Origin of the sequence: Achromobacter sp. (assembly GCF_036567245.1) — a bacterium.
In the GTDB taxonomy this organism is placed as follows: domain Bacteria; phylum Pseudomonadota; class Gammaproteobacteria; order Burkholderiales; family Burkholderiaceae_B; genus Achromobacter.
The window spans coordinates 1-23,292 of sequence record NZ_DATCUY010000536.1 but is presented as its reverse complement, the minus strand read 5'-3'; the positions used below and the strand labels follow the sequence as shown (position 1 = coordinate 23,292).

Here is a 23,292-nt window from a genome sequence, read left to right as displayed (position 1 = left end):
AGACTTCCGTCGAGTACGCCGCGCCCAAGCGCGTCCGCATCGCCACCGCGGCGGGCGCCAGCATCGTGCTGGAAGGCGGCAACATCACGGTGACTGCGCCGGGGCGCATCGATGTGAAGACGGGGAACAAGCAGTTTGCGGGGCCGGATCGCATGCCTTACGCTTTTCCCCAGTTCACGGTCTGCAAACAATGCGTGCTGGACGCGCACGATGGCGTGCAGTCCATCACGGACAAGGCATGAGGCGGGCAAGCGCATGACGGATTGGCAATCCCTGCTTGGCGAGACGCTGCGGCACGCTGAAATCAGCCGCATCGAAACGGGCGAGGCAATGCATGCCTATCTGTTGGTGGATTTCCGCAACCGTGCGGAATTGGCCGCGCCGATCAAGACCTCCACTCAACTCAGCCACGGTTCGGTCTGGCTGGGAACGGATCTGGCCGTATACGGTGAAATCGCGCCCTTGTTGATTGAGATCGACGATCTGGCGCGTTTTGAACTGAGGCGCGACACGGACGGGCCATACGCCTCTGAACTATTGCGTCTGCTGCGCAGGGTATACGAGGCGGACGGTGGGCAGTTTGCGGTCACGCATATCCTGTCGCCCATGACTTTGGCCGAACTAATGGCGCATTGCGCATACTACGGCGACTATGGCTTGCCGGACGGCCGCGAGTTCTACCTGCACTTCTACGACAGCCGCATTCTGGACCGCGCTTTTCAGGTCTGGAGCGATGCAGAGCGCGAACGTTTCCTGGCGCCGCTGACTCTCACGCGCTACCTGCGCCGCGACGGTTCCATCGCCGAATGGAAGGGCGGCGGAGAACGTGAATTGAGCGCGGCGGCGCTGCCGGCGCCACAGCCGTTTACGTTGGCGCAGCATCAGGCGCTGCTGGATATGGATTATCCGGATAAGCTGGCCCAGCAAATCCGCCGCATCTATATGGGAGTTCTGGGCAGCGACCTGCGGCAGGACGAATTGCATGAGCAGGTGCTGGAGCAGATGGCGCGGGCGCGTGCCTACGGGATAGAAAGCGAGCGGGACATGCTGGACTATGTGGCGTGGGGAATCACAATATCGCCGCGTTTTGATGAACACGAGGTGATTCAGCCCGCGCTGCGCGCATTCAAGGGCTCTGGGTTGTCGCGGGCGCTGGAGGATGTGCCTGACGAAGTGTGGGATGGATTGTTGCGGGAGAGGACGGGAAATGCGTAAAGGCCTGATTATTGTTCTGATGTGGCTGGGCTTGCTGGCGGGCTGCAATGGCGAGCCTACGTACCAAGGCGTGACCTTGGTTGCCTTCAACTACACACCTTGGGACCTTGACACCATTCAACTGACCGACAACGCAGGCCGCAGCGCCAGCTCGGGTGCGGTTGGCGTTGGCGGCGGAGAAGGGTCAGGTACATGTTGCTACACGCTGAAAGGCACCGATTTCGTCGTGAAATGGAGCGGCGCCGACGGCGAAGAAGCGATCAAACACTTGTACGACGGCAAGCTCGACGAGGTGGTCTTTCATAAGGAAACGAAGGTGCATTTCCCTGCGGCGGAGCTTCCTTCGGGTGACGGTCCGTTGTACATGGAGTTGCACATCTATCCCGACGAGCACATGGAAATCGCGTTGAGCCGAAAGTTGCTTGGGCAAACGCGTCTGCCGCTGGTTGCAGTCACGGATTGGCTTTATGCCGCGCATCGAGATGCGCTTCAGGGGTACAGGGATGGTTATGCGGTATTGAGGGCCGTGGGAAAGGTCGCGCGGACGGCTTGGACTGAATACCGTATTGAAGACAAGCGCGACATGCAGCAATACATGCTGCTGTATTTTACGGTTTCGCCAAATTTCGATCGAGATCCGAAGATTGCCGCAATGCTGGCCAAGTCAGGTCGCCAACCGGGCGACTTTGCCAAGGCTGTCGAGGCCATGCCTGAAGGAGAGATTGCACGTCTGAGGGCGGCAGAGAAGGCTTCAGGAGAGAAGAATGGTTGACAAAACCTCGGGCGGCCTGCCGCCGGAAGATCGTACGCCGGCTTCCATATTGAAGAAGATGGCCGAGAACGAAGCTGCGTATCCCAAGGACGATTGCCTGGAGTGCGGTGCGGTCATTCGGATCGGGTTCTTCTTTGATGGTTTCGGGCGCAGCCGGGACGCGGATCGGAATCATCCGACGTTCTATTCGAACATTTGCAGGCTCTGGGAGGCACACTACATTCAGACGGATCTGGGGCGTCCCGAGAAGCAATTCTGGTTTCGCTTCTATTACTCGGGACTGGGAACCGAGTTGAACGAGGATGCAAAAGAAAAGCAAGACGCCCTGATCTATGCGGCTACCGTCGCGGGCAGCAAGGTGCTGAGCGAAAGCGCCAAGAATCTTGGCAAGGCGGGCCAGAACATCGCCCGGTTGGATGAGATTCCTGAGCATGACGTTCTGAAGCGCTTACGAGCCGCGACGCAGAAGATGATCAAGGAAGGCTCTTTCCAGCCTATGGTAAAGGCCTACAACGACGTAGTGAAGGACGTCAAAACGCTTCCGGACAAGGCTGTTCGGATATGGAATGCCTGGGATCCCGAACGCCTGGCAAATCGTGCGAAAGGCACGATACAAGGATTCTGGTCTGGCTTTAAGAGGAACCCCTTGAAGGTCGCATGGACTGCGGGCAAAGAGGTCGTCAAGACCACAGCGATGGAAGGGGTGCCCGTGATCCGGGACAATGAGACGGTCGCCTATCTCATGGGAACGGGAGTCGACACTCGGGTCGATGCTGCTCTACGTCAGCTCAAGGCAGTCCACGACGCGGTCAGCGCCGAGATGAACAATGTGCGGCGCATAGAGATCTCCGTGTTTGGCGCCGACCGCGGAGGTGTGATGGCTCGCCAATTCGTCAACGACGTGGTCAAGAAGTATCGGCGTCGGAACGATACAGACCTGGTGATGCCGGGGAAGGAGGGGGCTCCCGCCGCGGAGATCCGGATCCGGTTCCTTGGCCTGCTGGACTCCGTTTCCTCCATCATGGACGAGAGTACCTTCCTGGGATTCATGCCATTTACCGACCTGCTGAAGCAAACCCACAAGGACCGTGCTTTGACGGTGCCGGCCGCCGTGGAGAAGTGCGTTCACTTCGCAGCGGGCCATGAATTGCGCGCCAATCAGCGCATCGACAGTCTGGAGAAGACTCGGGGCGAGCAGTATCTCTATCCGGGTTCCAGCGGCGATGTCACTGGAGTGAGTCCGGCAGGCTCCTTGGGTGCTCGCACAGAACTCTCTCGGGTGCCCTTGCGCGATATGCTGCACCAAGCCTTGGCAAGCGGCGCAGCGATGTACAGCATGGAACAGCTCTCCAAGGTTCGGCCGCTGATCGCCATCAAATTTTCCCTGGCGTCACGCGTGGGCGAGGGGGCGCAGAGCTATGGCGTCGCTGAACTGGTGGACGCATATCGCGGCGTGGTGAAGTATGAGAAAGGCATCGACTTCATTCCACACATGGAAGTCTTCCTGCGGTGGCTCGCAGTGCGCTACCAGGATCCCGTCTTCAAGGCTGATATGTCGGATCCCGCTGAAAAATGGATCCAGGATCGCGATTTCTTCACGCCGGACCAAGCCTATAACGAGGAGTTTCGCCGCGTTTCCAACTTGCCGCGCGACATACGCGACAAGCCCGAGAACACGGCTCGCCTGAAAGAGCTGGAAGCGCTCAAGAACGAGCGTAGAGAGCGCGCCGTGGCAAGCCGTGGAGAATTGCCGCCACAGCGTTTCAAGCCGCTATGGCAGAGGCTGGAAGAAGAGTACCGTGCGCTCGAAGAGGGGGAGCGCCAGGACATTGCGAATGAACAGCGCAAGGAAGAATTTCGCAGGAGAAATCCGGATTCGGTGCATGCCATGGAGAAGTGGGATCAGGATCTCAAGAATATGCAAAGAATGCGCAACGAGCTCATCACACGCGGCGGCGGCACGCTGACCGAAGAGGACAAGCCGAAAGATCCTTTCGCTGATATGAAAGCCAAGCGCGAAGTGCAAAAGCGTCTGCTCACCGTATGGCGCGAGGCGAGCGCCGGGACCAGCCCTTTACCTCCAAAGGTAATGGCGCTGTTCGACTTCTTGGTGCATGACGCCATGTTGAGCAGCTGGCCCGATCATTTGCTGGCCAGCACTTCTCTGTATTTCCGCGTGCGGGACAAGGACATTTTTGGCAAGACCGACTTCAAGGCGGAACAAGCCAAGTTCAAGTCGGACAACGAGTCAGCATCGCGGGTTGATCAGATGCGTGCCAATCTGGATGGAATAGCTCCGGTTCGTCCGTAGCTGTGGCGCCCAAACTCAGCTCAAGACGGAGGCCAGTTTGCGGGAAGTCTTGATGGCGCTGGCTGAATTCGGAGTTTTGATCGTCCGGTCCTCCTGCTACGTATTGCCGCTTGCATGCGTGTTGGCGGTGATCATCCATCTTTGGCCACAGCGCTTTGGCAAGCTGGGAACGCTGGCTTCCAGGCGTTGGATTTCGGGAGGAATGGCAGCGATTTGGATGTACGCGCTGTCATTGCTCTTGCTGCTTTATTGGGTTGCTAGCCGATATGACAATGGATACGGCTATGCGATGCTTGGGCTGATGACTTACATGAGTCCATCGCTCATCATGTCTCTCGTTGCGTTATTGGTCCATTGGCGATTGGCGCGGAGGGATCGCGAACATGTATGAATTTCCCGTCAATATTCTTCTTTCTGGCAAGTCTCTGGCCGTAAGCGTCTTTCAGCTTCTTCCAGTTGTTTGGGGTGTAGGAATTCTTTTATGCGTCGAGTCCGCTCTTCCTGGGCTGTCGCCGAAAGTTTGGCGTAGGGTACGCGATGCCGTGGCCGTCATGATGGCCGTTTTTCTGTTGGTGTGTGGCGGCTATGCGATCTTCGGATACAGCGTTGCCGCCATTTTCGATAAGCCCGGATATTTTCATATGACCGGGGATGCCTTGTGGGCATTGTCGCTATCCATCGGGATGGCGGTGCTCGGACTGGTGTTGCGTGCGCGTATCCGGCCCGTCGTCTAGATTGCTTTTTTGAGGGCATTGCTGCAGCGGGGCCTCGCATCACGGAACCCTTGAAATACGTGATGCCACTGGTCTTCGGAATCGTCGCTCACGTGTGGTCTGGCCGCTCTTGGGGCGAAAAAATTGTTCAATGTGCTGAGCGTCGGTGTCTCATAATCCCTTAAGAGGTGTGCGTGCATGAAGTGATTGTTGGGGTCGAAGGGGTGACGTTTCAACTGGCGCACGACTTGACGTACGCACTGCCGCTGCTCTGCCTTTTCGGAATTGCGGTTCAAATATGGCCAAGCCGATTCGGGGTTTTGGGATCTCCTGCCGCGCGCGGCGACGCCTCGGCCAAGCACACCCAGGCGGCCGACGGCAAGGTGCCGCACCTCACCGATCCGGTCGTGCTCATGGCCGCGCGCGCGGGCCTGGCGCAGGTCGCCGGCCAACACATGCAATACACCGCCGGCGAGACCGTGCACCGGTCGGCCGGCAAGGACCAGAACCTGGCCGTGATGGGCGCGCTGCGCGTGCACACCGGGCAGGGCCTGGGCATCGTCGCCGGCCTGCAGCAGGGCGGCGCGGACTCCGGCCTGGACCTGATCTCCGCCACCGGCGACGTGCATGTTCAGGCCCAGCACGACATCCTGCGCGTGCAGGCGCAGAAGGACATCACCATTGGCAGCGCGCAGACTTCCGTCGAGTACGCCGCGCCCAAGCGCATCCGCATCGCCACCGCGGCCGGCGCCAGCATCGTGCTGGAAGGCGGCAACATCACGGTGACTGCGCCGGGGCGCATCGATGTGAAGACGGGGAACAAGCAGTTTGCGGGGCCGGACCAGATGCCCTATCAGTTTCCCGCCATGCCTGGGCAGGTTTGCGTTGAATGTCTGAAGAACGCCATCCGATGGCACACCGCAGCTCGGTGGTCCAGGCTCGTTTACGGAATGGGGAAGCACTGGATAGTGCGTTGGAGCGCCTTGCCTCCGAAGAGCGCGCCGCTGTCAGGGCGGAGTTGGCCATGCAGAATGGTGCGACGGAGTTTGAGGCTCCGGCAGGCTATGCCATTGAACCGCTGCCAACAGAGTCCGCACATAGGAGAGTTGCATGAAGTCCAAACGTCTGTGGCCCTGGACGGTACTGATATTGGCCCTGGTTGCCGTTGGCGCCATCGTGGGTCCGCCCGTCTATCGCTGGGCCTATGTCGCGCTCCTGCCGCCGCTGCTGGTTTGCGAAGCCCGCAATGACACGGATACCGATATCGGCTATCGCCTGGAAGACTCGTCCGGCGCGTTCCCGGGAGATCGGGTCGCGAGAGCATCGGGAGCGCCGGGCGGCCCGCTCTCGGGCGCGTGCATTTATGGTCCGGACAGCCGTAGCAAACCTGTGCAGGTCGTGTGGGGGGCCATCAACGGCAGCGAGAAGCAGTATCCGCATAGCGTTGAATTGAAGGTGCCACGTCCGGGAAATGCCGCGGTGTTGTTGCTGCGCTTTACCGCGCCGGACCGGCTACAGGCCCGCTTTGCGACGGAAACAGAAATGCCAGAGCCCATGGATGCGCCGGAATCGGTGTGGAACAGCGGCGACTGGGTCAGTCAATGATCAACTAGGGATAGAGGGATGTCGGGGATGTCTGAGCGGGGTCAGGGAAAGTCGGGGCGTTCGAAACTCGGACGGTGGGTCGCACTGGGCGTGCTGGCGGTGATCGCCGTGGCGGCCGGGGCTTATGTCTACGTGGAGCGAAGCCAGACGCAAAATGTTCAACGAAGCGCGTTGGAAGGATCGGTGGCGGTCTACTCGTACAACTTTACGCAGTACGACGTGGCGTATTCGTTGATGCCCGGGCTTCGTTGGTTCGTAAAAGCGAATTCCGCCACGGGAAGCAATTTGCAGTTATTCGGCTACAAGCCTGCCGTGCCTGATGCTCCGATGCAGATATCGTGGCGATATGATTCCGGTCCTCAGGAAACGGCAGAAGAAGATTACCCCTTTGTAGTGACGCTGCCGCAGCCTCGGCGGCCAGCGGGCGCGGTGGTGCTGGAATTGCGTATCTATCCTGATGGCAAGGCTGCCGCGCGCTATGTCACGCGCCCGCTGGTATCGGAATTCAGCAATGTGGATCCCGCTCTTCCGGGGAATGACTGGGTGACAAACCAATGACGGATCGTGACAGAAGGCGGCTGACGCAACCTTCTCCAATATGGCGACACCGAATCCGCTGCTATTGGGATTGCCGTTCTAGTCGTCCGCGGGAAGACGTCGGAGCAGGCCGTCGAGGCATGAGGTCGGGATGCATAAGCGCCTGATAGCCTTGTTATCGCCAGTATTGTTCGCAGGGGTCGCAGCTCGCTATGCCAAGCTGCCATTGTTATCCGAGTTTGGCAACGTGGCGCCAGAGCTTCCGGGAACTGGTTGGGAGTCGAATCTCTGATGGCGCCGGCAGGGCCTGAATGGCCGACCGATTCGAATCATCTATGCTGTCGTTCGAATCATGACCGGCGGTACGGTTACCTATTGCTCCGCCAGCCCTAGGAGAAGAATTTGCGTGCAGTCCTTGCTGCGTCCGCCGAGTTCGGCATGTTGATGGCCCAATCGACGGCCTACCTGGTGCCGGCGGCCGGCATTCTGGCGCTGATCCTCTGCCGGTGGCCCCAGCGTTTCGGCAAGTTGGGGACGCGGACCTTCAGACGCGGGATCGCGGTTGGAATGCTGGCCGTCTGGGTATTCGCGCTGGTCCTGCTGGGCATGTTCTATTGGCTGGCGACCAACCATGACAGCGGCTACGAGTTCCCGCTGCTGGGGCTGATGCCGTACATGAGCCCGTCTCTTCTTACCGCCCTGATCGTCCTGCTGGTCCATCGGAGAATATCGAAGCGGGAGAGCGGACATGAATGAGGTATATCCCGCCAATGTCCTGCAGTCCGGCGAGTTGCTGGCCTGGGGGATATTCCAGATAGTTCCGCTCTGGTGGGGCGCTGGAATCCTGCTGTGCCTGGAGTCCAATCTTCCGGGGCTTTCGGCCAGGGCCTGGCGCGCGGTGCGTGACGTCACGATCGCGCTGATGGCGGTGTTTCTGCTGGCGTGCATGGCGTACGCCATCTTCGGCTATGGCGTCGCCGCCCAGTTCGATAAGCCGGAGTATTTCGACAAGGCGCTGGAAGCTCTGCGCTTGCTGTCCCTGTCGATGGGAATGGCGGTGTTCGGGCTGGCGTTGCGCGCGCGTATCGGGCGCGGCGCCCTTCGCCACAGCGGCTAAAATCCCGCCATGCTTCCGCCCCAAGTCCTCGTTGCCCTTTTCGTCCTGCTGCTGGCCGTCGTCATTCCGCTGTTCGCCGTGACCATCCAGCTGAGCCGTTACATCCATTGGTCCTTCTGGGCCGACAAAGCCACGCGCGGCGAACGGCCGCATTTCACGGGACCGGTGCTGGCGCTGGTCTTCAGTACCCTCGCTGCCAGCGACTTCGTGGGCTACGAACCCTTCCTGACGATCTCGGCCATGAATCCGGTGCCGATCGAGGCCAGGGCTTACTTCACGGTCGCCATGCTGGCGCTGGCGGTCTGGTGCTGGGCCTACGGGCGTTCCATCCGGGACCGCGTACTGGGCTTGATCCGGCCCAGCGCCTCTTAGCCGTCGCCAGGGTGGACGCAGGATTTCGATCTACGATTTTCTTGCGTTTGCGGCCCTGGCATCGGCTCGACGACTACGCTGGCATTAAGAAACAAGATCTGGATCTCGCAGCCGCCGCCCAAAAAATGGCGGCGGCTTTCAACGCGTCGGGCAGGTTGGTGATTACGCTTCGGCTCCAGCACGTAAACGATGAACGATTTGATTGTCCTTGCCTTGCACCAGGCTGGTCAGCACGAAGTTGAACTCAATCTCCTTGTAGGAGTCTTCTTTCAAGCCCAGCTTGGAGCCTCCTGATTTCTCTACGATAGGGGGAATTAGCCCTTCGCGAGTGGCGTAGGCGAAGTCATCCCAGATGAGGGGGTCGCCTTCTATATTGAACTGCGTAGTCAGCTTTCGATGCTGATCGCTGCTGACGAAAAAGTGTACATGCGCCGGGCGATTTCCATGGCGCCCCAACCCATCGAGCAATCGTTGCGTGGCGCCCTGAGGCGGACAGCCGTAGCCGATTGGCATCAAGGTGCGGAACTCGTACTCCCCGTTAGGCCCCGTTTGGACGGCACCGCGCAAGTTGAAATCGGTCTGAGCCCCCGTTGGATCGAAGTGCGAGTAAAAGCCCTTGGAATTGGCGTGCCAGCATTCGACCACCGCGTTGGCCAAGGGTGCACCGTTGGTGTCGGTGACTACGCCGCGGATCACCAGCGGGCCGGCATCGGCGTCCGCGTCGATATCGATACGCGACACTCCCGCACGCAACGGAGTGCCAGCCACATACAGGGAGCCTTCGATCGTGCGCGGTGTGCCGCCTTCCAGACCTGCGCGCTTATCCTCTTCGTCCATACGGATGTCCAGGTACTTTTCCAGGCCCAGTCCGGCCGCAAGTAGCGCCGCTTCACCATCACGTCCCAACTGATTGATGTAATTCACGCCCGCCCACACCTCGTCTGGCGTGATGTCTAGGTCGTCGATTGCCTTGAAAAGATCTCCCAGGAGTCGATGCAGGATCTGCTTGAAGCGAGATGCGCCCGCGCCTCCATCGAGGTTACTGGAAGCCCTCAGTAGATCCTGGACTTCCTTGCTGGAAAATATGTTGAGGCTCATGGTTTATCTCCGTGTAGTGAGTGCAAAATGCGGGACCCGTTTCCGCGATCAATCTCGTTTGGTGGTGGCCTTTATCAGCCCATCGCGCGTAAACCGTCTGACCTTGGCCTCGTCCAGTTCGATGCCCAGACCGGGGCCAGTGGGCACGGTCAACTCGAAGTCGCTGTAATCCAGCGGTTGCGTCAGGATTTCTTCGGTGATGAGCAAGGGGCCGAACAGCTCGGTTCCCCATTGCAATTGGGAGAAACTGGCGAAGAGGTGCGCCGACGCGATCGTGCTGACAGCGCCTTCCAGCATCGTGCCTCCGTAGAGTTCAATGCCTGCGGCAGCGGCAACAGCCTCTACGCGCTGGGCGGCGAACAGGCCTCCGCTCTGTTCAATCTTGATGGCGAACACATCCGCGCCATGCTTGCTGGCAATGTCAAAAGCGCTTTCCGGACCTTGCAGGATTTCGTCGGCCATCAGCGCGACGGGGTAGCGCCGCATTAAGCGCGCCAAAGCTGCGGCGCTGGCCACTGGCTGTTCCACAAGTTCGCAACCGGCCTGTGCCAATGCGGGGATTGCCCACGACGCCTGCGCTTCGCTCCACGCCATGTTGACGTCCACACGCACAGTACCCCTATCACCGAGCGCGCGTCTGATAGCCGCTACATGTTGAATGTCTGCCAAGGGATCCCGCGCGCCTATCTTCAGCTTGAATACGCGATGTCGCCGCGTATCCAGCATCCTCTCGGCTTCGTCGATGTCCCGCGCGGTGTCCCCTGAGGCCAGGGTCCAGGCAACCGGCAGACGGTCACGATGACGTCCACCCAGTAACTCACTGATGGGCACGCCCAGACGCTTGCCTTGCGCATCCAGCAATGCGGTTTCGATCGCGCTCTTGGCAAAATGGTTCACCTTGATCAACTTGCCAAGATTGACCATCAACGCTTGGATCCGGGTCGCGTCCCGGCCGATCATCGCCGGCGCGAAGTATGCATCGATGGAAAGCTTCATGGCTTCAGGGCTTTCCGGGCCGTATGCCATACCCGCGATAGTGGTGCCTTCACCGATCCCCACGATGCCATCGCTGCAATACAGCTTAACCAGCATCATGGTCTGCCCATGCATCGTGGCGACGGACAGTTTGTGCGGTCGAATGGTTGGAAGATCGACGAGAGATGTTTCGATGCGCTCGATAATTGCTGCAGGCATGCTTAGTTGTGTCTCATGTATGTAATGAAATGACGGGCGCAACATTTAGCCGGCCCAAACCCATCGAAAACATGGAGCTGCCTGCAATAACCTGCTTGTTCGGCACGACCAGCAAAGAGAATGCAATTCCTATCCGGTGCGCATAGCGGCAGCTGCACGGCGAAAAGGTTAGAGGCTGGCGGGTGTGCGCAATATTCGTTCGCGCACCTAAACGCGTAAGGAGTTCTACTTATCGGGCGCAGCTTGCCTTGCGCTTCATCACCCGGCACGGCCAGTCGTGTCGGTCCACCAGGCCCTCTCGGAGGGCGATTAGGCTATCAAGGAGCCCTTAAGCTAGGTGCGTCAACAAACACGGACGGAGCATTTAGAGCGTGATCGGTAGTGTGAACGACACTTTGCCGCCGGTTGACTCCCCTTGCTCACAGGCCATTTTTCCTCCATGCGATCCGACGATCGTTCGGCATAAGGACAGCCCTAAGCCGACCCCATTCTCTTTAGTGGTGAAGAACGCTCTTCCAGCCGCTTCGAGCGACTCTGAGGAAAATCCGCAACCCGAATCCTTCACTATGATTCGCACGTAACCACTTTCGATTTCGACGGAGATGGATACGGCACGAGCATCGACCGGCAAATCTGTCATGGCCTCGATTGCATTCACGACTAGATTACTGATTACTTGCTGGATCAAGACCTCATCGCACTCGACAAACGCATCCTTTGTTATATGAGTCGTGATGGTCACGCTGTCCTGTTCCGCCCTAATTCTCAGAAAACTCAAGATGCCATTCAGGATGGCGCTAACCGAATGCCGATTCCGAGATGCGGGGTGATTCGCAGTGAAATTTCTGACGGATTGAATGACCCGTCCGGCGCGTTCCAGTTCGGCTTGAGCCAGAGTCAGGGCCATTTCGATCTCTGTCGAGTCCTTCGCGCCTGCCTCAAGGCGGCGTCGACATCCGGCAAAGAAGTTCACGGCGGCGAAGAGCGGCTGGTTCAACTCATGCGCCAGCGCCGCCGCGGCCTCCCCGGCGATTGAAAGCCGTGCATAGTGATTCAGTTGCCGTTCGCGCTCGCGCAGTTGCTCTTCATGGCGCAATCTCTCCGTCACGTCGCGATAATTCACCAGTACCGCCGAAAATGCGGGATCGTCCAGCAGGTTCTTGAAAACCGCCTCATGGCTGCGCCAGGAGCCGTCCCTGTGCAGCACCCGGTAGCTCACGGTCCCCGAGTTCACCATCTTGCGGCGGGCCTTGGCCAACAGCGAAAACAATCGCGGCACGTCTGCGGGATGCAGCAGGGTGAACACGTTGCGGCCGAGTATGGCCCGGGACGGAAAGCCGGCGATCCCGGCCAGCGACTCGCCCATGTACTTGACGCAGCCATCGGCGGCGATCAGCGCAACGCCGTCCGAAGAGTTCCGCAACAGCTCCTCGAAATAGCGTCCTCTTTCACGTAAGCGCAACTCTGCCAGCTTGCGCTCGGAGATATCCCGCGATATGGCAAGCACCAGCGGCCTGGTGTGGCCTCGCATCCGCTTGAGGTTGCCTTCGATGGTTATCGGAGTCCCGCTGCTATGGCGGATTATCCATTCAAAATTGAACAGGCCGCCCGCTTCGACGGCCTGCCGGATGTAGCGCAGCGCGATCTCCTCGCGGATTTCGGGATCCCCCACCGAAAGCGCTCCGATGGAAGTGGCGCACATATCCTTTGCGCTGTGGCCGAACAGGCGGCAGGCCGCCTCGTTCGTTTCGAGGATGGCGCCCGTCACGCCATCATGGACGATCATGGCATCGTTCGCGTTCTGAAAGATTTCGCGGTAGTTCAGCGATTCGATCGATGACATTTTTTCCATCGCGTGGCGCACAAACCAATATGATGCCAGACCGCCAGACCGCTAGGCGTCCGCCAGGTTCCCGGGCTTTTCGCTCCATCCTTGCGCGTAGTGCGAGATCAGGTCGGCCCTGAGTTCCAGGCGCGAAAAGCGCCAGGCCTCTTTTTGCCGCTCCACCTCTGCCAGGTACTTACCCGCGATCCAGTAGGCTTTTCCGCTGGCCGCGGTGGCCGCCTCGAACAGCATGAACTCCACGGCTGCCGAATCGCTGCCGCGCTGCCGCAGGATCTTGGGCGAGACCAGGTAGTGCAGGGTCCAGCGGAACCCCGCGTCTGCGTTGGCGGCGACCCCGGAGGCGATTGCCTCGGCGCCTACCAGATCGCCATAGCGGTCTATCCTGAACAGCGCATCGTCAGTGAATAGCGGCCGCAGCAGCGCAGCCGACGGGCCGCCGTCGAACGCGCGCGCAAGATCGGCGATCAGGTTCCGAATTGCCTCGAAAGCCTCCAGGTGCTCGAGGCGGGCCTCCAGGGTCGGGGTCATGGCGGGCCCTCGTCAGGCGCCGCCGTGCGCGGCAACAAAGCGCTCGGCGGCAAAGCTGTGCGGAACCGCCGCGCTGCCGCGGTACAGCTCATGGTGGGGCGACGCTTCGGCAAACGCGCACGCCAGCCAATACAGGTTGCGGTCTTCGGTCCCTTCGGGCGGCGCCGGCAACTGCTTCAGGTGGGCGCAGATGGCATCGATGTGCGGCATCATGGCGTCGTACAGCGCCTTGAAGGTCTCCGGTGACGACTGCCAGCGCAGCGCGCTGCGCTGGTTCTCGGTGGGCCGGGCCCAGGCCTGGGCGAGGTCGGACAGGCCCTCGAAGGCCGCCGGCAACGTGATGGTGGACATTATTTCTCCTCGCTGTTGAGTTGGCTGTGCAATGTCTGGACGGCATGCCGGATCAGAAACTCCCGGTCCATCAGATGCATCTCGCTGACGGCCCCCGACATGATTCCGAAGAACGTGTCTTCCATGGTCGCGGTATCTTCCAGCCAGGCATTGCGGTGCAGGGCGTTGACGTGCCGCTGCGCCATGTCCTCCGCGGCGTTGCCGGCCGGCCGGAAGTAATTGATGCCTTCCCACAAGGTCTGCCCGTGGCCCAGCGGCCAGAACTGATGGGTGAAGAAGGACAGGCCGGGATAGCCGCAGCCCGCCCCCAGATGGATGATCAGGTTCGGAAACACCGAAGGAAGTTCAAACTGGAAGTCCTCGCGCCGTTGCGGATTGATCCCGGGCGGCAGCTGTTCGGGATGCGGGCGGTGCTGGTCGGAGCCGTGCAGCACTTGCGCAAACTTCAAGGTGGAGGCTGCGGTCTTCATGCCTCCGCCGTAGATCGCGGAAGACGCATGCGGGCCCAGCAGCCTGAAGTCGCCATGGTCGATGCCGGCAAAGCCCGGCAAGGAGCCGGCATGGATGGTCGGCACGTGATAGCCCTCGCTGAAGGCGTACAGCGCGACCTTCCAGTTGCAGTTCAGCACGGTGGAATAGCGGAACGACGTGGTCGATTCGCTGTACGGGTAGCCCGAGAACAATGTGCCGAAGGCGCCCAGATACTCGGCCAGGGACTGTTCCGGCTGCGGGGCGAAGTTGATGAACACAAAGCCTTCCCATTGGTCGCAATGGATAGGCTTCAAGCCCAGGCAGGCCGTGTCCAGCTTGGCGAATTCCTCTTTCATCGGCACCGACTTCAGGTCGCCGTCTGTGCCGAAGACCCAGCCATGGAAGCGGCAGGTCATGACGTTGGCGCGCGAGTGGCCGAAAGTCTCGTAGTCCGAAGTCGGGATCACCTTGTTCCCGCGGTGCGGACAGACGTTGTGGAAGGCCCTGATCTTGCCGTCCTTGCCGCGCGTGATGATCACCGACGCATCGCACACCGCCAGCTCCTTGACCTTCCAGTCGCCGACTTCCGGGACTTCCCAGGTCGTCGCGACCTTGAGCCAGGTCTTGCGGAAAATCCGCTCCTGCTCCTGGCGGTAGCTGTCGGGGTTGCGTATGAAGTCCAGGTCGATGGGATCGACGCCCAGTTTCCGCCGGATGTCGGCGGGTGTGTGGATGGCATGCTGCCCGCCATCTCCTGATTGCAAGTTGTCCATCTGCGGTGTCCTCTCCTTGATATGGTCCGGCCCGAGCGCGAAGCGCGCCTGCCCCTTCATGCTTCGTTTGCGCGGGAATGAAAAACAGGCACGGGAAGAATAGGGCGGCCCTTGCTTTCAAGAAATCCGCGTCTGTCGTTAGTGGGATAGGTGCAAATACTTAAGCGGCCGCGCAGTCTTCAGAAAACATGGCGCAGCCCCACCCGCAGCATCAGTTGCCGGTCTCCTTCCGCCGGCCCCGGCACGCCCGCGATCCAGGCCTGCGCGCCGCTGCCGCCGGCCAGCTGCCACACCGTGCCGATGTAGGTGTCCGTCCGCCGCGACAGCTCATAGTCGAAGGTCGCGCCGAGCTGGTGGGCGTGCACATTGCTCAGAGTCTCGTTGCCGCGCTGGTACTGATAGTCCAGCATGACTGTGGCGCGCGCGGCCAGCGGCGTGCTCAACCCGGCCTGCCAGACGCGCACGGCGCCGCCCGTGTACGTATTCCGCGTGTAGGTGTGGGCAGCCGTGACAAAGACATTGCCCAGCAGGTACCGTCCGCCCAGACCCCAGGTGCGTATGCCGTCCCTGCCCTGATTGATCGCGGCATACCGGACTTCGGTGATGGCCGCAGACAGGCCCAGCGCTCCCCGCTCATAGCTGACGCCCGCGCTGTACGCTCCGTCCCGCCGCAGGCCTCCGCCTTGATCGCCAAAACTGTAGAGCGCGCCAAAGCGCAGGCCGCCCAGCGTCGGGCTGGCGTACTTGACCGAATTGGAGATGCGCTCCGCCCCGCCGACGCGGTCCAGGTCCAGCGAACCGCCGGGCATGGTGGGCACGCCCAGGGCGCCAAACGGCCCCTGGCGCAGGTTGTACAGGCTGAGATACTTGAGCGCCGCGCCATAGCGCTCCCGCGCCAGCATGTCGAAGTTGAAGTCATAGTGCTTGCCCAAGGTAAGCGTGCCCCAGCGTTCCGACGCAAGGCCGACGAACACCTGGCGCCCGAATAGCCCCTCGATGCTGTTGCCGTTCTCCAGGCCGTACTGTCCTTCCAGCGTCGCGATGGCATTCAGCCCTCCGCCCAATGACTCCGTGATCCGCATGCCGAACAGATTGGGCGAATTGATGCCGGTGCCCATGAATGTCTTGCTCCCGCCTGAGCCGCCGCCCGCGTAGGTGATGCCTGCGTCCATCACGCCATAGAGCGTCACCGCCGATTGCGCGCCGGCCTGGCCGCAAGCAAGCCAAAGCGCCAATCCGGCGCTGGTCAAAAGTCCCTTCCCCTTCACGCACTTCCCCTTTTTTCATGTGCGGAAGAGTCGTCCTTTCCGCCGGGAAAAAGCGTACGCGGGAAGCGGCCGCAGGTTGATTCGTGCCATCGGGTAGCCGTATAAGCACTTCCCCTTATCCACCGCGGCGATGCGCCCTATGCCCGCTCCATGCGCGCGGCAAAAAAAAAACCGCGCCGAGGCGCGGTTCAAGGGCCGGCGCGGACAGCATTGCCCGAGCCTGAGAACGTTCTACTGCGGGACGCTTCCTCCCGGCTGCCATCGTTCGCCGTTGGCATGCAGCAAACGGACGTCGAGTTCAACCTGCGTGAAGCGCCAGCGGTTGCGCCTGCGAGCTAGCCGGCCGCGATACAGCCCGCCGATCCAGTGGGCGATCCCCGCGCCGGCGTCGTCCTTCCCCCGCCGTTCGCCGGATGGCGCAATCTGGGCCAGCTCCCACAGATACCAGCTGCACGCGGCCGCGCCGCGGTCCGGGGATATGGCCAGCTCCGGAGCCACCATGTAATGCAACGACCAGACGATCTGCTCCTGGCCGATGGCGGCCAGGTGCGTGAGAATCGCGCTTCTTCCCGTGATCCGCCCGAACCCGTTGGCCTCCCAGACCGCGTCGGCGTGGAACAGGTCCTGCATCAGCGCCGGGGAATTGCGCTGGTCGGCGGCGCGGGCATAGGCGGCGATCAAGGCGAAAATCGCTTCCCGGTCCTCCAGCCGCGCCACGCGTTCGGATAATTTCATGGCTCAGTACCGCTGCGCACCGTGTTCCGCGACGAAGCGCGATTCCTCGAACGCGTAGGGAACTCCCGGGCTGCCGCCATACAGTTCGATGTGCGGGGCTATTTCCGCCAACGACAGCGACAAGGCGAACAGCCGCGCCGTGGGCGGCGGAAACTCGCCCAGCGGGAACGCGTCCAGGTGCTTCAGGATCGCCGGCAGGTGCGGCAGCAGATTGTCATAGAAATAGCGCAGCTCTCCCGGGCTGGCCGCCTTGCGGCGGACTTGGCGGGCGTCTTGCGTGGCTAGCGACCATTCCGCGACCAGCGGCTCCAGCATCTCGAAGCCGGCTGGCAGGGACGATTCCGGATTTGCAGTTTTCATGCTGACTCCTTCATGTATTTTTCAAGCACGTGGTAGCCGTGGCGCAGGAGGATTTCCTCGTCCTGCAGCACCATGGTCGCCTTGGCCCCGGACGCCAGCGCGGCGTGGGTGTCTTCCATCGTTGCGGTATCCTCCAGCCAGGCATTGCGTTGCAGAACCTGCGCGAACTCGACGGCCCAGCGCTCGCTGTTGGTGCGCGGTTCCGGCACGTAGTACTTCCCTTCCCACAAGGTCTTGTCGTGGGCCACGGGCCAGAACTGGTGAGTGAACCAGATGCCTTCCGACACATGGATGAGAATGTTCGGAAACACGACGCTGAGCTCGAACGAGAAATCCTCCCTGCGGCCCGGATTGACCGAGGGCGGCAGCATCGACGCCGCCCGCTTGGCGACCAGGGACGCGCCCGTGATCCCGTTGGCCGCCTTGGCCACCGGCGTGGGCTCCGCGTCCAGCGTCAGGCATACCCCGGTGGTGCGATGGTCGCCAAACAGCTCCACGTCGGCCAGGCCAGTGGAGAACACATTGGGGAAGGAGCCTGCATGGATGGTCGACACATGGTAGGCCTCGGAAAAGGCGTCCAGCGCGATCTTCCAGTTGCAGTCCAGCATGGTGTGATAGCTGAAGCAGCGGTCCATCGCGGCGAACGGATAGCCGAGCAGATGCTGTCCCAGGTCGCCCAGATAGTCCCGCAGGCTGGATTCAGGCGTCTCGCTCAGATTGATGAAGATGAATCCTTCCCAGACGTCGGTATGGATCGGGCTCAGCCCGTGGGACTCCTTCTCCCAGCACGGCGCGAAGCGCTCCTGCTCGGGCACCTGGATCAGCTTCCCCTGGGCGTCGTACACCCAGCCGTGGAAGCGGCACGTGACGACCGCCGCCTTGCTCCGGCCGTACGTTTCCTCGCCCGCCTCCACGATGACCTTGTTGCCGCGATGCGAACAGGTATTGTGGAAACCGCGGACCACCCCGTCCTTGCCATGGATCAGGATGACCGAGGTCTTGGCGAAGTGGATCTTCTTGACCTTGTAGTCGCCTGGTTTCGGAATTTCCTCGATGCGTCCTACCTTCAGCCAGGTCCGCATGAACACCTGCCGGCGTTCGCGTTCGAAGAACTCGGGCGATATGCAGGGTTCGACCGGAATCGGGTCCATACCCAGTTCCGGAAATTTCTTCGCCCAGCGCAACCCTTCGTTCGGTGCATTCATTTCTGTCTCCTTGATGATCTTCCGCTGCTCGCCCCTGGCGGCAGCGCTACTCCTCGATGCCGTACTGGCGCCGGGCCAGCGAGCCTATGCCCAGCCGGTCCAGGATCGCCAATGGGCACATGAACGTGACCCGCACCACGCCGGGCAGCCGGCTGATCTCTATCGATCCCGCAATCGTGGCGCGGTTCAGGATTTCGTCGTAAGGCAGTCCGGTCACCTTGGCGGCGCGGTCCAGGCCGTTCTTCGTTGCATCGTTGAGCGTCTTGCCCGATCCGATGAATGTGATCGGCGCATTCGATTCGATGGTCTTCTGCCCATAGCGCTGCGCCAATGCCTGCAGATGCCCGCGCTGCGCGGCGCTCATCGGCCGGGCCATGGGCGGCAGATCATCAGGGCGCTGGAACAGGATCGGACCGTCCAGCGCCAGGCCCTTGACGACATCGACCCGCAGCTCGACGCTGCCCGCCACGTCGGTGGCGTGGCCCGCGATTTCGCCATTGCCCTGCTGCGCATGCATGTCCCCCATGTACACGCCGCCGCCGGGCACTTTCACCGGACAGATCAGGATGGCTCCGGCGCGCACTGAATTGGTATCCATGTGCCCGTCGGTCTTGTGCTGATCCAGTTCCTGTTGCGTCAGCGCATAGCCATGGGGCGCATCGACCAGGAAGCCTCCGAAATCTCCCGCGTTGTGCGAGTCCGGGATGTCGCGCGACGGCAGCGTGCCGATGTTGCCCAGGAACGGTTGCATGTGTGCGGCCAGGCCGTCGATGTCCGCGCGGGCCAGCGACAGGATGGAATGCTGCTCGGATGCCTGCGGCAACGCAGCCAGTTCATCGGGTTGGCCGGCAATGCGCTGCGCGATCTCGGGACTGACCGTCAGCGAGACCTGATTCTCGCGGTCGAGCACGATGACGTAGCCGTTGCTGAAGCGGAATGCGTTGACCTCCGCGCCGCAGACGCCGCAACGGATGGCCTCGTCGCCGATTCCCTCGACGCGGCTGGGCGGGCTGGACGTGCCGCAGGCGGAGCACAGCTTGGCGACGAACGGATCGCCGAGATAGCGGCCTTCCACGAAGGTCATGACGCCGGACGAGGTGGCTTCGGAAGCGACTTCGCAGCGCTCGATCGTCAGCGCGACTGCATCGCCGATCTGCGCGCCTTCGACCGCCACCGGCTGCGATACCTCATGCCCGCCCTGGAACATCGGCGTGATCATGGGGCCCCAACAGCCCGGTGGCGTGCCCGTCACGATGCGTCCGCCATCGCGCACCGGCCCCAGCATCTCGAGGCTGGGGCCGATCACGCCGCGGGTATAGGTTGAAACATGGACGACGTCCTGGGTGTTGCTGGCTGTCATGAACTATTCCTTGTGGTCGAAATCCGTCGCCCAGACTTTATGGCGACGGCCTGCGCTTCAAAATTGGGATGGCCGGGTATGCAGCTAAGGGGAAATACGTACCGCTCCCTGCTGGCAAGGCTGCCAGCATGCCGCCGCCGGTCAGCAGTACCGGTCGAAATGCAGCTGCTCCTGCGGCACGCCGCCCTCGCCCAGTAGCAGCCCCTCGACCGCCTCCACCATCGCCGGCGGACCGGCAAGATAGAACTCGTGCTCGGCCAGCGCCGCGTCCAGGAGCATTGGCAGATGCTCGTGCACATATCCCACCGCGCCCTGCCAGCCGTTCGCCGTCCGATGATCCGAAATGCTGGCGAAGTAGCGGCCGCGGCCATGAAAGCCGGGCAGCGTTTCCAGGAACTCCCGGCCGCAGACGTCGCCCGGCGTGCGCGCCCCATAAAGGAAGGTCAGGCGGCGCTCCCGCATCAGGTCGGACGCGAACATCCCCCGCGCGATCGACACCATCGGCGCCAGGCCCGAGCCCCCAGCGATGCACACCACGTCGCGGTGCGAGTCCTCGCGCAGATAGGCCATGCCAAAAGGGCCGTCGAGCTCGATCGTCTCGCCGGGACGCATGCGCTCGAACAGCACTGCGCCGGCCGCGCCGCCCGGCACCTTGCGGACCTGGAAATGCCACTCGCCCTGCTCATTGGGCAGGTTCGACATGGAATAGGCTCGATCCGCCTCCATGCCCGGCAGGCGCAGCAGGGCGTATTGGCCCGGCAGGAAATGCGCCGGCCCTGCGCTTCTGAAGCGGAATTCGCGGATGTCATGGGTGACGTCCGATGCCGTCTCCAGCACCGCCCGCATGCGGCGCGGCGCAATCCGCGGCCGGCAGGCCGGGTCCAGCCGGACCTTGATCGTGCAATCGCCGCCAGGCATGGCCTGGCAGGCCAGCAGGCGTCCCTTGGCGCGATCGCGCTCGGACAGGCCCGCGCAATCGGCGCGCGCCATTGACGCCTGGCCCTCCAGCATCTCAATCTTGCAGGTGCCGCAACCGCCGACACTGCATTCATAGGGCAGGCCCAGGCCGGCGCGCAACGCCGCGCGCAGTAGGGTGTCGCCGTCCTCGCAAGGAAAGTCGCCCGCGCCGCCAGCCAGTCTTACATGCGCGGCCATGGTTCATTGCTCCGCTTGTATGCAGATCTTGCCTGCCATCACGCTGGTCGCGTAGGTGCGCAGCGGGATACGGCATGGCGCCCCGACCGCCTCGCCCGTGCGGATGTCGAACGTCCCTTGATGGAACGGGCACTCGACCAGGTCGCCATCGACTTCGCCTTCGCACAGCGAAGCCTCTCCGTGGGTGCAGCGGTCATCGGTCACGTAGTAGATGCCGTCCAGATTGAAGACGGCAAGCGCGGGCAGCCCCGCTTCCGGCTCGATACGGAGCGAGCCATTGAGCGGCACATCGTCGGCGGCGCAGAGAGTCAATACCGGAACGGTATCCATTGACATCGTGAATCCTTGTCTCATGTATGCGATGAAACGGCGGACGCGGCGCAAGGCCGGCCCGAAGCCGTCGGAAAACATGAGCTGCCGGCAACGCCGCGGGCGTCCGGCAAGACCTGCAAGGAGAACGCGATTCCCGCTGCAGCGCGCCTGGCGGCAGCTACACGGGGGAAAGGTTAGGGGCTGACGCCCTCGCGCAATATTCGTTCGCGCACCTAAGCGCGTAAGGACTTCTACTTATCGAGCGCGGCCCGCCTCGCGTTTCAGTCGCCCGTCATCGCCAGGCGCACCAGATCCGCCAGCGAGGTCACGCCCAGCTTCTCGCGGATGTGCGCGCGGTGCACTTCCACGGTCTTGTAGCTGATATTGAGTTCGGCCGCGATGACCTTGGAGGCCTTGCCCTGTACCAGCAGAGCGAAGACTTCACGTTCCCGGGCCGAAAGCTGATCCAGCAGCCGGCGGCGGCGTCCTTGTATGGAGGCATCCTCATGTTGGCGCTGGGACATGCGCAAGGCCGCCTGGACCTTTTCGATCAGCGCCTGGTCGTTGAAGGGCTTCTCAAGGAAATCGTAGGCGCCGCCTTGCATCGCCCGCACCGTCATGGGAATGTCACCATGCGCGGTCAGGAAGATCACGGGGAGCAGGAATCCGCGCGCCGCCAGTTCCGCCTGCAGTTCAAAGCCGCCTAGTTGCGGCATGCGCACATCGAGCAGGACACAACCCGGCGTCCCCGGCTGCGTGGTATCCAGGAAGTCTCGCCCGTTTTCGTAGGTCTGGACCCGCAGGCCTACCGATTCGAGCAGCCACTTCAAGGACGCGCGCACGCCGCTGTCATCGTCCACGACGTGCACGGTATGAGTACAGGGCTCGGCGCTGCGGCCGGATCTGGCGGAAGATGTTGCGGGTATGGCTTTCATCGGGTCCCAAACTGAACTGGAGCCGCGCGGGAAAGCCTATGCGGCAGCGGATCTCACGCTGCCGAAGCGCCCGGCGAAGCTGCCTCTGCGATTGGGCCGTACTATATACAAAACGTCAGGATCAAAGAAGCCGGACGCAGAAAGGATCAGGCCGCCAGCTCGGCAATCTGCTCGTGCGCACAGGCCATGCCTTGCTCGACGCCGTGCGGACGAAGGCTCGCTGTTCTATGACCATTGCACGGCGAGCGCTGGCGGAAGTCCGCAGCGGCGGGGCCGCGCTGGAAAGCGGCAAGGGCCAGGTCAACGGCACGCTGCGCGTCTCCATGCCGGTGCTGTTCGGACACCTTTGCGTGGCGCCCATCATGCTCGAACTGGCGCACGAGCATCCCGGGCTGACGCTGAAGATGTCCTCCAGCGACCGCATGACGGACCTGGGAAGAAGGCCTGGACCTGGTCATCCGCGCCGCCAATCTGGCGGCTGAGGCAGCCGCCGCAAACAGGCCGCTTACTTCGCCGCCTGCACTTCGATCTTCACCGTGTTCGAGCGCACGCCGTTCGATTCGATATACACCTCGTAGACCGCCGGGTCCTTCGGCAACTGCACCTGCGCCGCCAGGTCGGTGCTGAACTGCGTGCCCACGCTGATGCCGGGGCTGATGGGAAGGCCCTTGGGCGGACGCGAGCTGGGGATCTCGTCCACTTCCATGCCGGGACGCTTGCGCGGCTTGTATTCGTAGGCCACGCCTTCAAACACTGCCTTGGTCTGCGTATTGACGGCGACGAAGCGCGGCAGCTTCTGGTTCTGCGATACGGGAATGATGCCTTGCGCGCAGACCGGGATGACCAGCGCGCCGGAGGCCTGCGGCCGCACGCGCGCGGGCGCGGCGATGTTGAGCTGGTCGTCGCTGCCATGGTTGGGCGGGATGCAGGCGTGGTCGTTCACCGTGCCGATGGGGGCGGTGGCGAACGAGGGCGGATCGATCCAGTCGGTATTCATCGTGGTCTTCTGGGTATGAGGGGTAGGGCGCGCGGCGGTGGCGGCGACAGGCGCGGCCACCG

At 61.9% G+C, this 23,292-nt stretch carries 27 protein-coding genes and 1 pseudogene; 13 read left to right on the top strand and 15 right to left on the bottom strand.

What is annotated here, in order from left to right:
• The 12 genes and pseudogenes from VIR09_RS22765 to VIR09_RS22710 all read left to right on the top strand — a co-directional run.
• Positions 1–242 (top strand): DUF2345 domain-containing protein (locus tag VIR09_RS22765; RefSeq protein ID WP_332014907.1); only part of this gene is annotated, 242 nt, incomplete at its 5' end.
• Between the two features lie 13 nt (positions 243–255).
• Positions 256–1,215: a DUF4123 domain-containing protein gene (locus VIR09_RS22760; protein WP_332014906.1), complete on the top strand. Its 960-nt coding sequence runs from the start codon at positions 256–258 to the stop codon at positions 1,213–1,215.
• Entirely contained in the window at positions 1,208–1,987 is a 780-nt protein-coding gene (locus VIR09_RS22755; RefSeq protein WP_332014905.1) for a hypothetical protein, read from the top strand. Before VIR09_RS22760 ends, VIR09_RS22755 begins: the two co-directional genes overlap by 8 nt.
• Positions 1,980–4,298, top strand: a complete 2,319-nt coding sequence (locus VIR09_RS22750; RefSeq protein WP_332014904.1) for a hypothetical protein — start codon at positions 1,980–1,982, stop codon at positions 4,296–4,298. The genes VIR09_RS22755 and VIR09_RS22750 overlap by 8 nt, the downstream gene beginning before the upstream one ends.
• Before the next feature lie 52 nt (positions 4,299–4,350).
• On the top strand, positions 4,351–4,689 hold the full coding sequence (locus VIR09_RS22745) for a hypothetical protein (protein ID WP_332014903.1): 339 nt from the start codon (positions 4,351–4,353) through the stop codon (positions 4,687–4,689).
• Positions 4,682–5,032 carry a hypothetical protein gene (locus tag VIR09_RS22740; protein ID WP_332014902.1) on the top strand — a complete coding sequence of 117 codons (351 nt, stop codon included), beginning with the start codon at positions 4,682–4,684 and terminating at the stop codon, positions 5,030–5,032. The genes VIR09_RS22745 and VIR09_RS22740 overlap by 8 nt, the downstream gene beginning before the upstream one ends.
• A gap of 392 nt (positions 5,033–5,424) precedes the next feature.
• Positions 5,425–5,793: pseudogene (locus tag VIR09_RS22735) on the top strand (DUF2345 domain-containing protein); the annotation flags it as partial.
• Positions 5,794–6,121: 328 nt separating this feature from the next.
• Positions 6,122–6,616, top strand: coding sequence for a hypothetical protein (locus VIR09_RS22730; RefSeq protein ID WP_332014908.1), 495 nt, complete (start codon positions 6,122–6,124; stop codon positions 6,614–6,616).
• Between the two features lie 90 nt (positions 6,617–6,706).
• A complete protein-coding gene (locus VIR09_RS22725) occupies positions 6,707–7,174 on the top strand; it encodes a hypothetical protein (RefSeq protein ID WP_332014901.1) in 468 nt (155 codons plus the stop codon).
• A 381-nt stretch (positions 7,175–7,555) separates the two neighbouring features.
• The gene (locus VIR09_RS22720; RefSeq protein ID WP_332014900.1) at positions 7,556–7,909 is read left to right on the top strand and encodes a hypothetical protein; all 354 of its coding nucleotides are present in this window, start codon (positions 7,556–7,558) and stop codon (positions 7,907–7,909) included.
• Positions 7,902–8,270, top strand: a complete 369-nt coding sequence (locus VIR09_RS22715) for a hypothetical protein (protein ID WP_332014899.1) — start codon at positions 7,902–7,904, stop codon at positions 8,268–8,270. Before VIR09_RS22720 ends, VIR09_RS22715 begins: the two co-directional genes overlap by 8 nt.
• Before the next feature lie 9 nt (positions 8,271–8,279).
• Positions 8,280–8,642, top strand: a complete 363-nt coding sequence (locus VIR09_RS22710; protein ID WP_332014898.1) for a hypothetical protein — start codon at positions 8,280–8,282, stop codon at positions 8,640–8,642.
• Positions 8,643–8,804: 162 nt separating this feature from the next.
• Here VIR09_RS22710 and catA read toward each other — a convergent pair whose 3' ends face one another.
• From catA to VIR09_RS22640, 14 genes are all read right to left on the bottom strand, one after another.
• Positions 8,805–9,740: a catechol 1,2-dioxygenase gene (gene catA, locus VIR09_RS22705; RefSeq protein ID WP_332014897.1), complete on the bottom strand. Its 936-nt coding sequence runs from the start codon at positions 9,738–9,740 to the stop codon at positions 8,805–8,807.
• A gap of 48 nt (positions 9,741–9,788) precedes the next feature.
• Positions 9,789–10,934, bottom strand: a complete 1,146-nt coding sequence (locus VIR09_RS22700) for a muconate/chloromuconate family cycloisomerase (protein WP_332014896.1) — start codon at positions 10,932–10,934, stop codon at positions 9,789–9,791.
• A gap of 364 nt (positions 10,935–11,298) precedes the next feature.
• Positions 11,299–12,777 carry a PAS domain S-box protein gene (locus tag VIR09_RS22695; protein ID WP_332014895.1) on the bottom strand — a complete coding sequence of 493 codons (1,479 nt, stop codon included), beginning with the start codon at positions 12,775–12,777 and terminating at the stop codon, positions 11,299–11,301.
• A gap of 51 nt (positions 12,778–12,828) precedes the next feature.
• Positions 12,829–13,308 carry a nuclear transport factor 2 family protein gene (locus VIR09_RS22690; RefSeq protein ID WP_332014894.1) on the bottom strand — a complete coding sequence of 160 codons (480 nt, stop codon included), beginning with the start codon at positions 13,306–13,308 and terminating at the stop codon, positions 12,829–12,831.
• A gap of 12 nt (positions 13,309–13,320) precedes the next feature.
• Positions 13,321–13,659 carry a hypothetical protein gene (locus VIR09_RS22685; RefSeq protein ID WP_332014893.1) on the bottom strand — a complete coding sequence of 113 codons (339 nt, stop codon included), beginning with the start codon at positions 13,657–13,659 and terminating at the stop codon, positions 13,321–13,323.
• On the bottom strand, positions 13,659–14,903 hold the full coding sequence (locus tag VIR09_RS22680) for an aromatic ring-hydroxylating oxygenase subunit alpha (RefSeq protein WP_332014892.1): 1,245 nt from the start codon (positions 14,901–14,903) through the stop codon (positions 13,659–13,661). Before VIR09_RS22680 ends, VIR09_RS22685 begins: the two co-directional genes overlap by 1 nt.
• 179 nt (positions 14,904–15,082) lie before the next feature.
• Positions 15,083–16,153 (bottom strand): porin, encoded by a 1,071-nt coding sequence (locus tag VIR09_RS22675; protein WP_332014891.1) that lies wholly within the window; start codon positions 16,151–16,153, stop codon positions 15,083–15,085.
• 249 nt (positions 16,154–16,402) lie between these two features.
• Positions 16,403–16,906 carry a nuclear transport factor 2 family protein gene (locus VIR09_RS22670; RefSeq protein ID WP_332014890.1) on the bottom strand — a complete coding sequence of 168 codons (504 nt, stop codon included), beginning with the start codon at positions 16,904–16,906 and terminating at the stop codon, positions 16,403–16,405.
• 3 nt (positions 16,907–16,909) lie between these two features.
• Positions 16,910–17,266: a hypothetical protein gene (locus tag VIR09_RS22665; RefSeq protein ID WP_332014889.1), complete on the bottom strand. Its 357-nt coding sequence runs from the start codon at positions 17,264–17,266 to the stop codon at positions 16,910–16,912.
• Positions 17,263–18,471: an aromatic ring-hydroxylating dioxygenase subunit alpha gene (locus VIR09_RS22660; RefSeq protein WP_332014888.1), complete on the bottom strand. Its 1,209-nt coding sequence runs from the start codon at positions 18,469–18,471 to the stop codon at positions 17,263–17,265. The genes VIR09_RS22665 and VIR09_RS22660 overlap by 4 nt, the downstream gene beginning before the upstream one ends.
• 46 nt (positions 18,472–18,517) lie before the next feature.
• Positions 18,518–19,831: an acetamidase/formamidase family protein gene (locus VIR09_RS22655; RefSeq protein ID WP_332014887.1), complete on the bottom strand. Its 1,314-nt coding sequence runs from the start codon at positions 19,829–19,831 to the stop codon at positions 18,518–18,520.
• Positions 19,832–19,972: 141 nt separating this feature from the next.
• On the bottom strand, positions 19,973–20,986 hold the full coding sequence (locus tag VIR09_RS22650; RefSeq protein WP_332014886.1) for a 2Fe-2S iron-sulfur cluster-binding protein: 1,014 nt from the start codon (positions 20,984–20,986) through the stop codon (positions 19,973–19,975).
• Positions 20,987–20,989: 3 nt separating this feature from the next.
• Positions 20,990–21,316: a non-heme iron oxygenase ferredoxin subunit gene (locus VIR09_RS22645; RefSeq protein WP_332014885.1), complete on the bottom strand. Its 327-nt coding sequence runs from the start codon at positions 21,314–21,316 to the stop codon at positions 20,990–20,992.
• Positions 21,317–21,579: 263 nt separating this feature from the next.
• Positions 21,580–22,233: a response regulator transcription factor gene (locus VIR09_RS22640; protein ID WP_332014884.1), complete on the bottom strand. Its 654-nt coding sequence runs from the start codon at positions 22,231–22,233 to the stop codon at positions 21,580–21,582.
• Positions 22,234–22,460: 227 nt separating this feature from the next.
• Here VIR09_RS22640 and VIR09_RS22635 point away from each other — a divergent pair, with 227 nt between their 5' ends.
• Entirely contained in the window at positions 22,461–22,715 is a 255-nt protein-coding gene (locus tag VIR09_RS22635) for a hypothetical protein (RefSeq protein WP_332014883.1), read from the top strand.
• Positions 22,716–22,738: 23 nt separating this feature from the next.
• On the opposite strand, the gene VIR09_RS22630 is transcribed toward VIR09_RS22635, so the two are convergent.
• A partial coding sequence (locus VIR09_RS22630; RefSeq protein WP_332014882.1) for a hypothetical protein occupies positions 22,739–23,292 on the bottom strand: 554 nt, incomplete at its 5' end.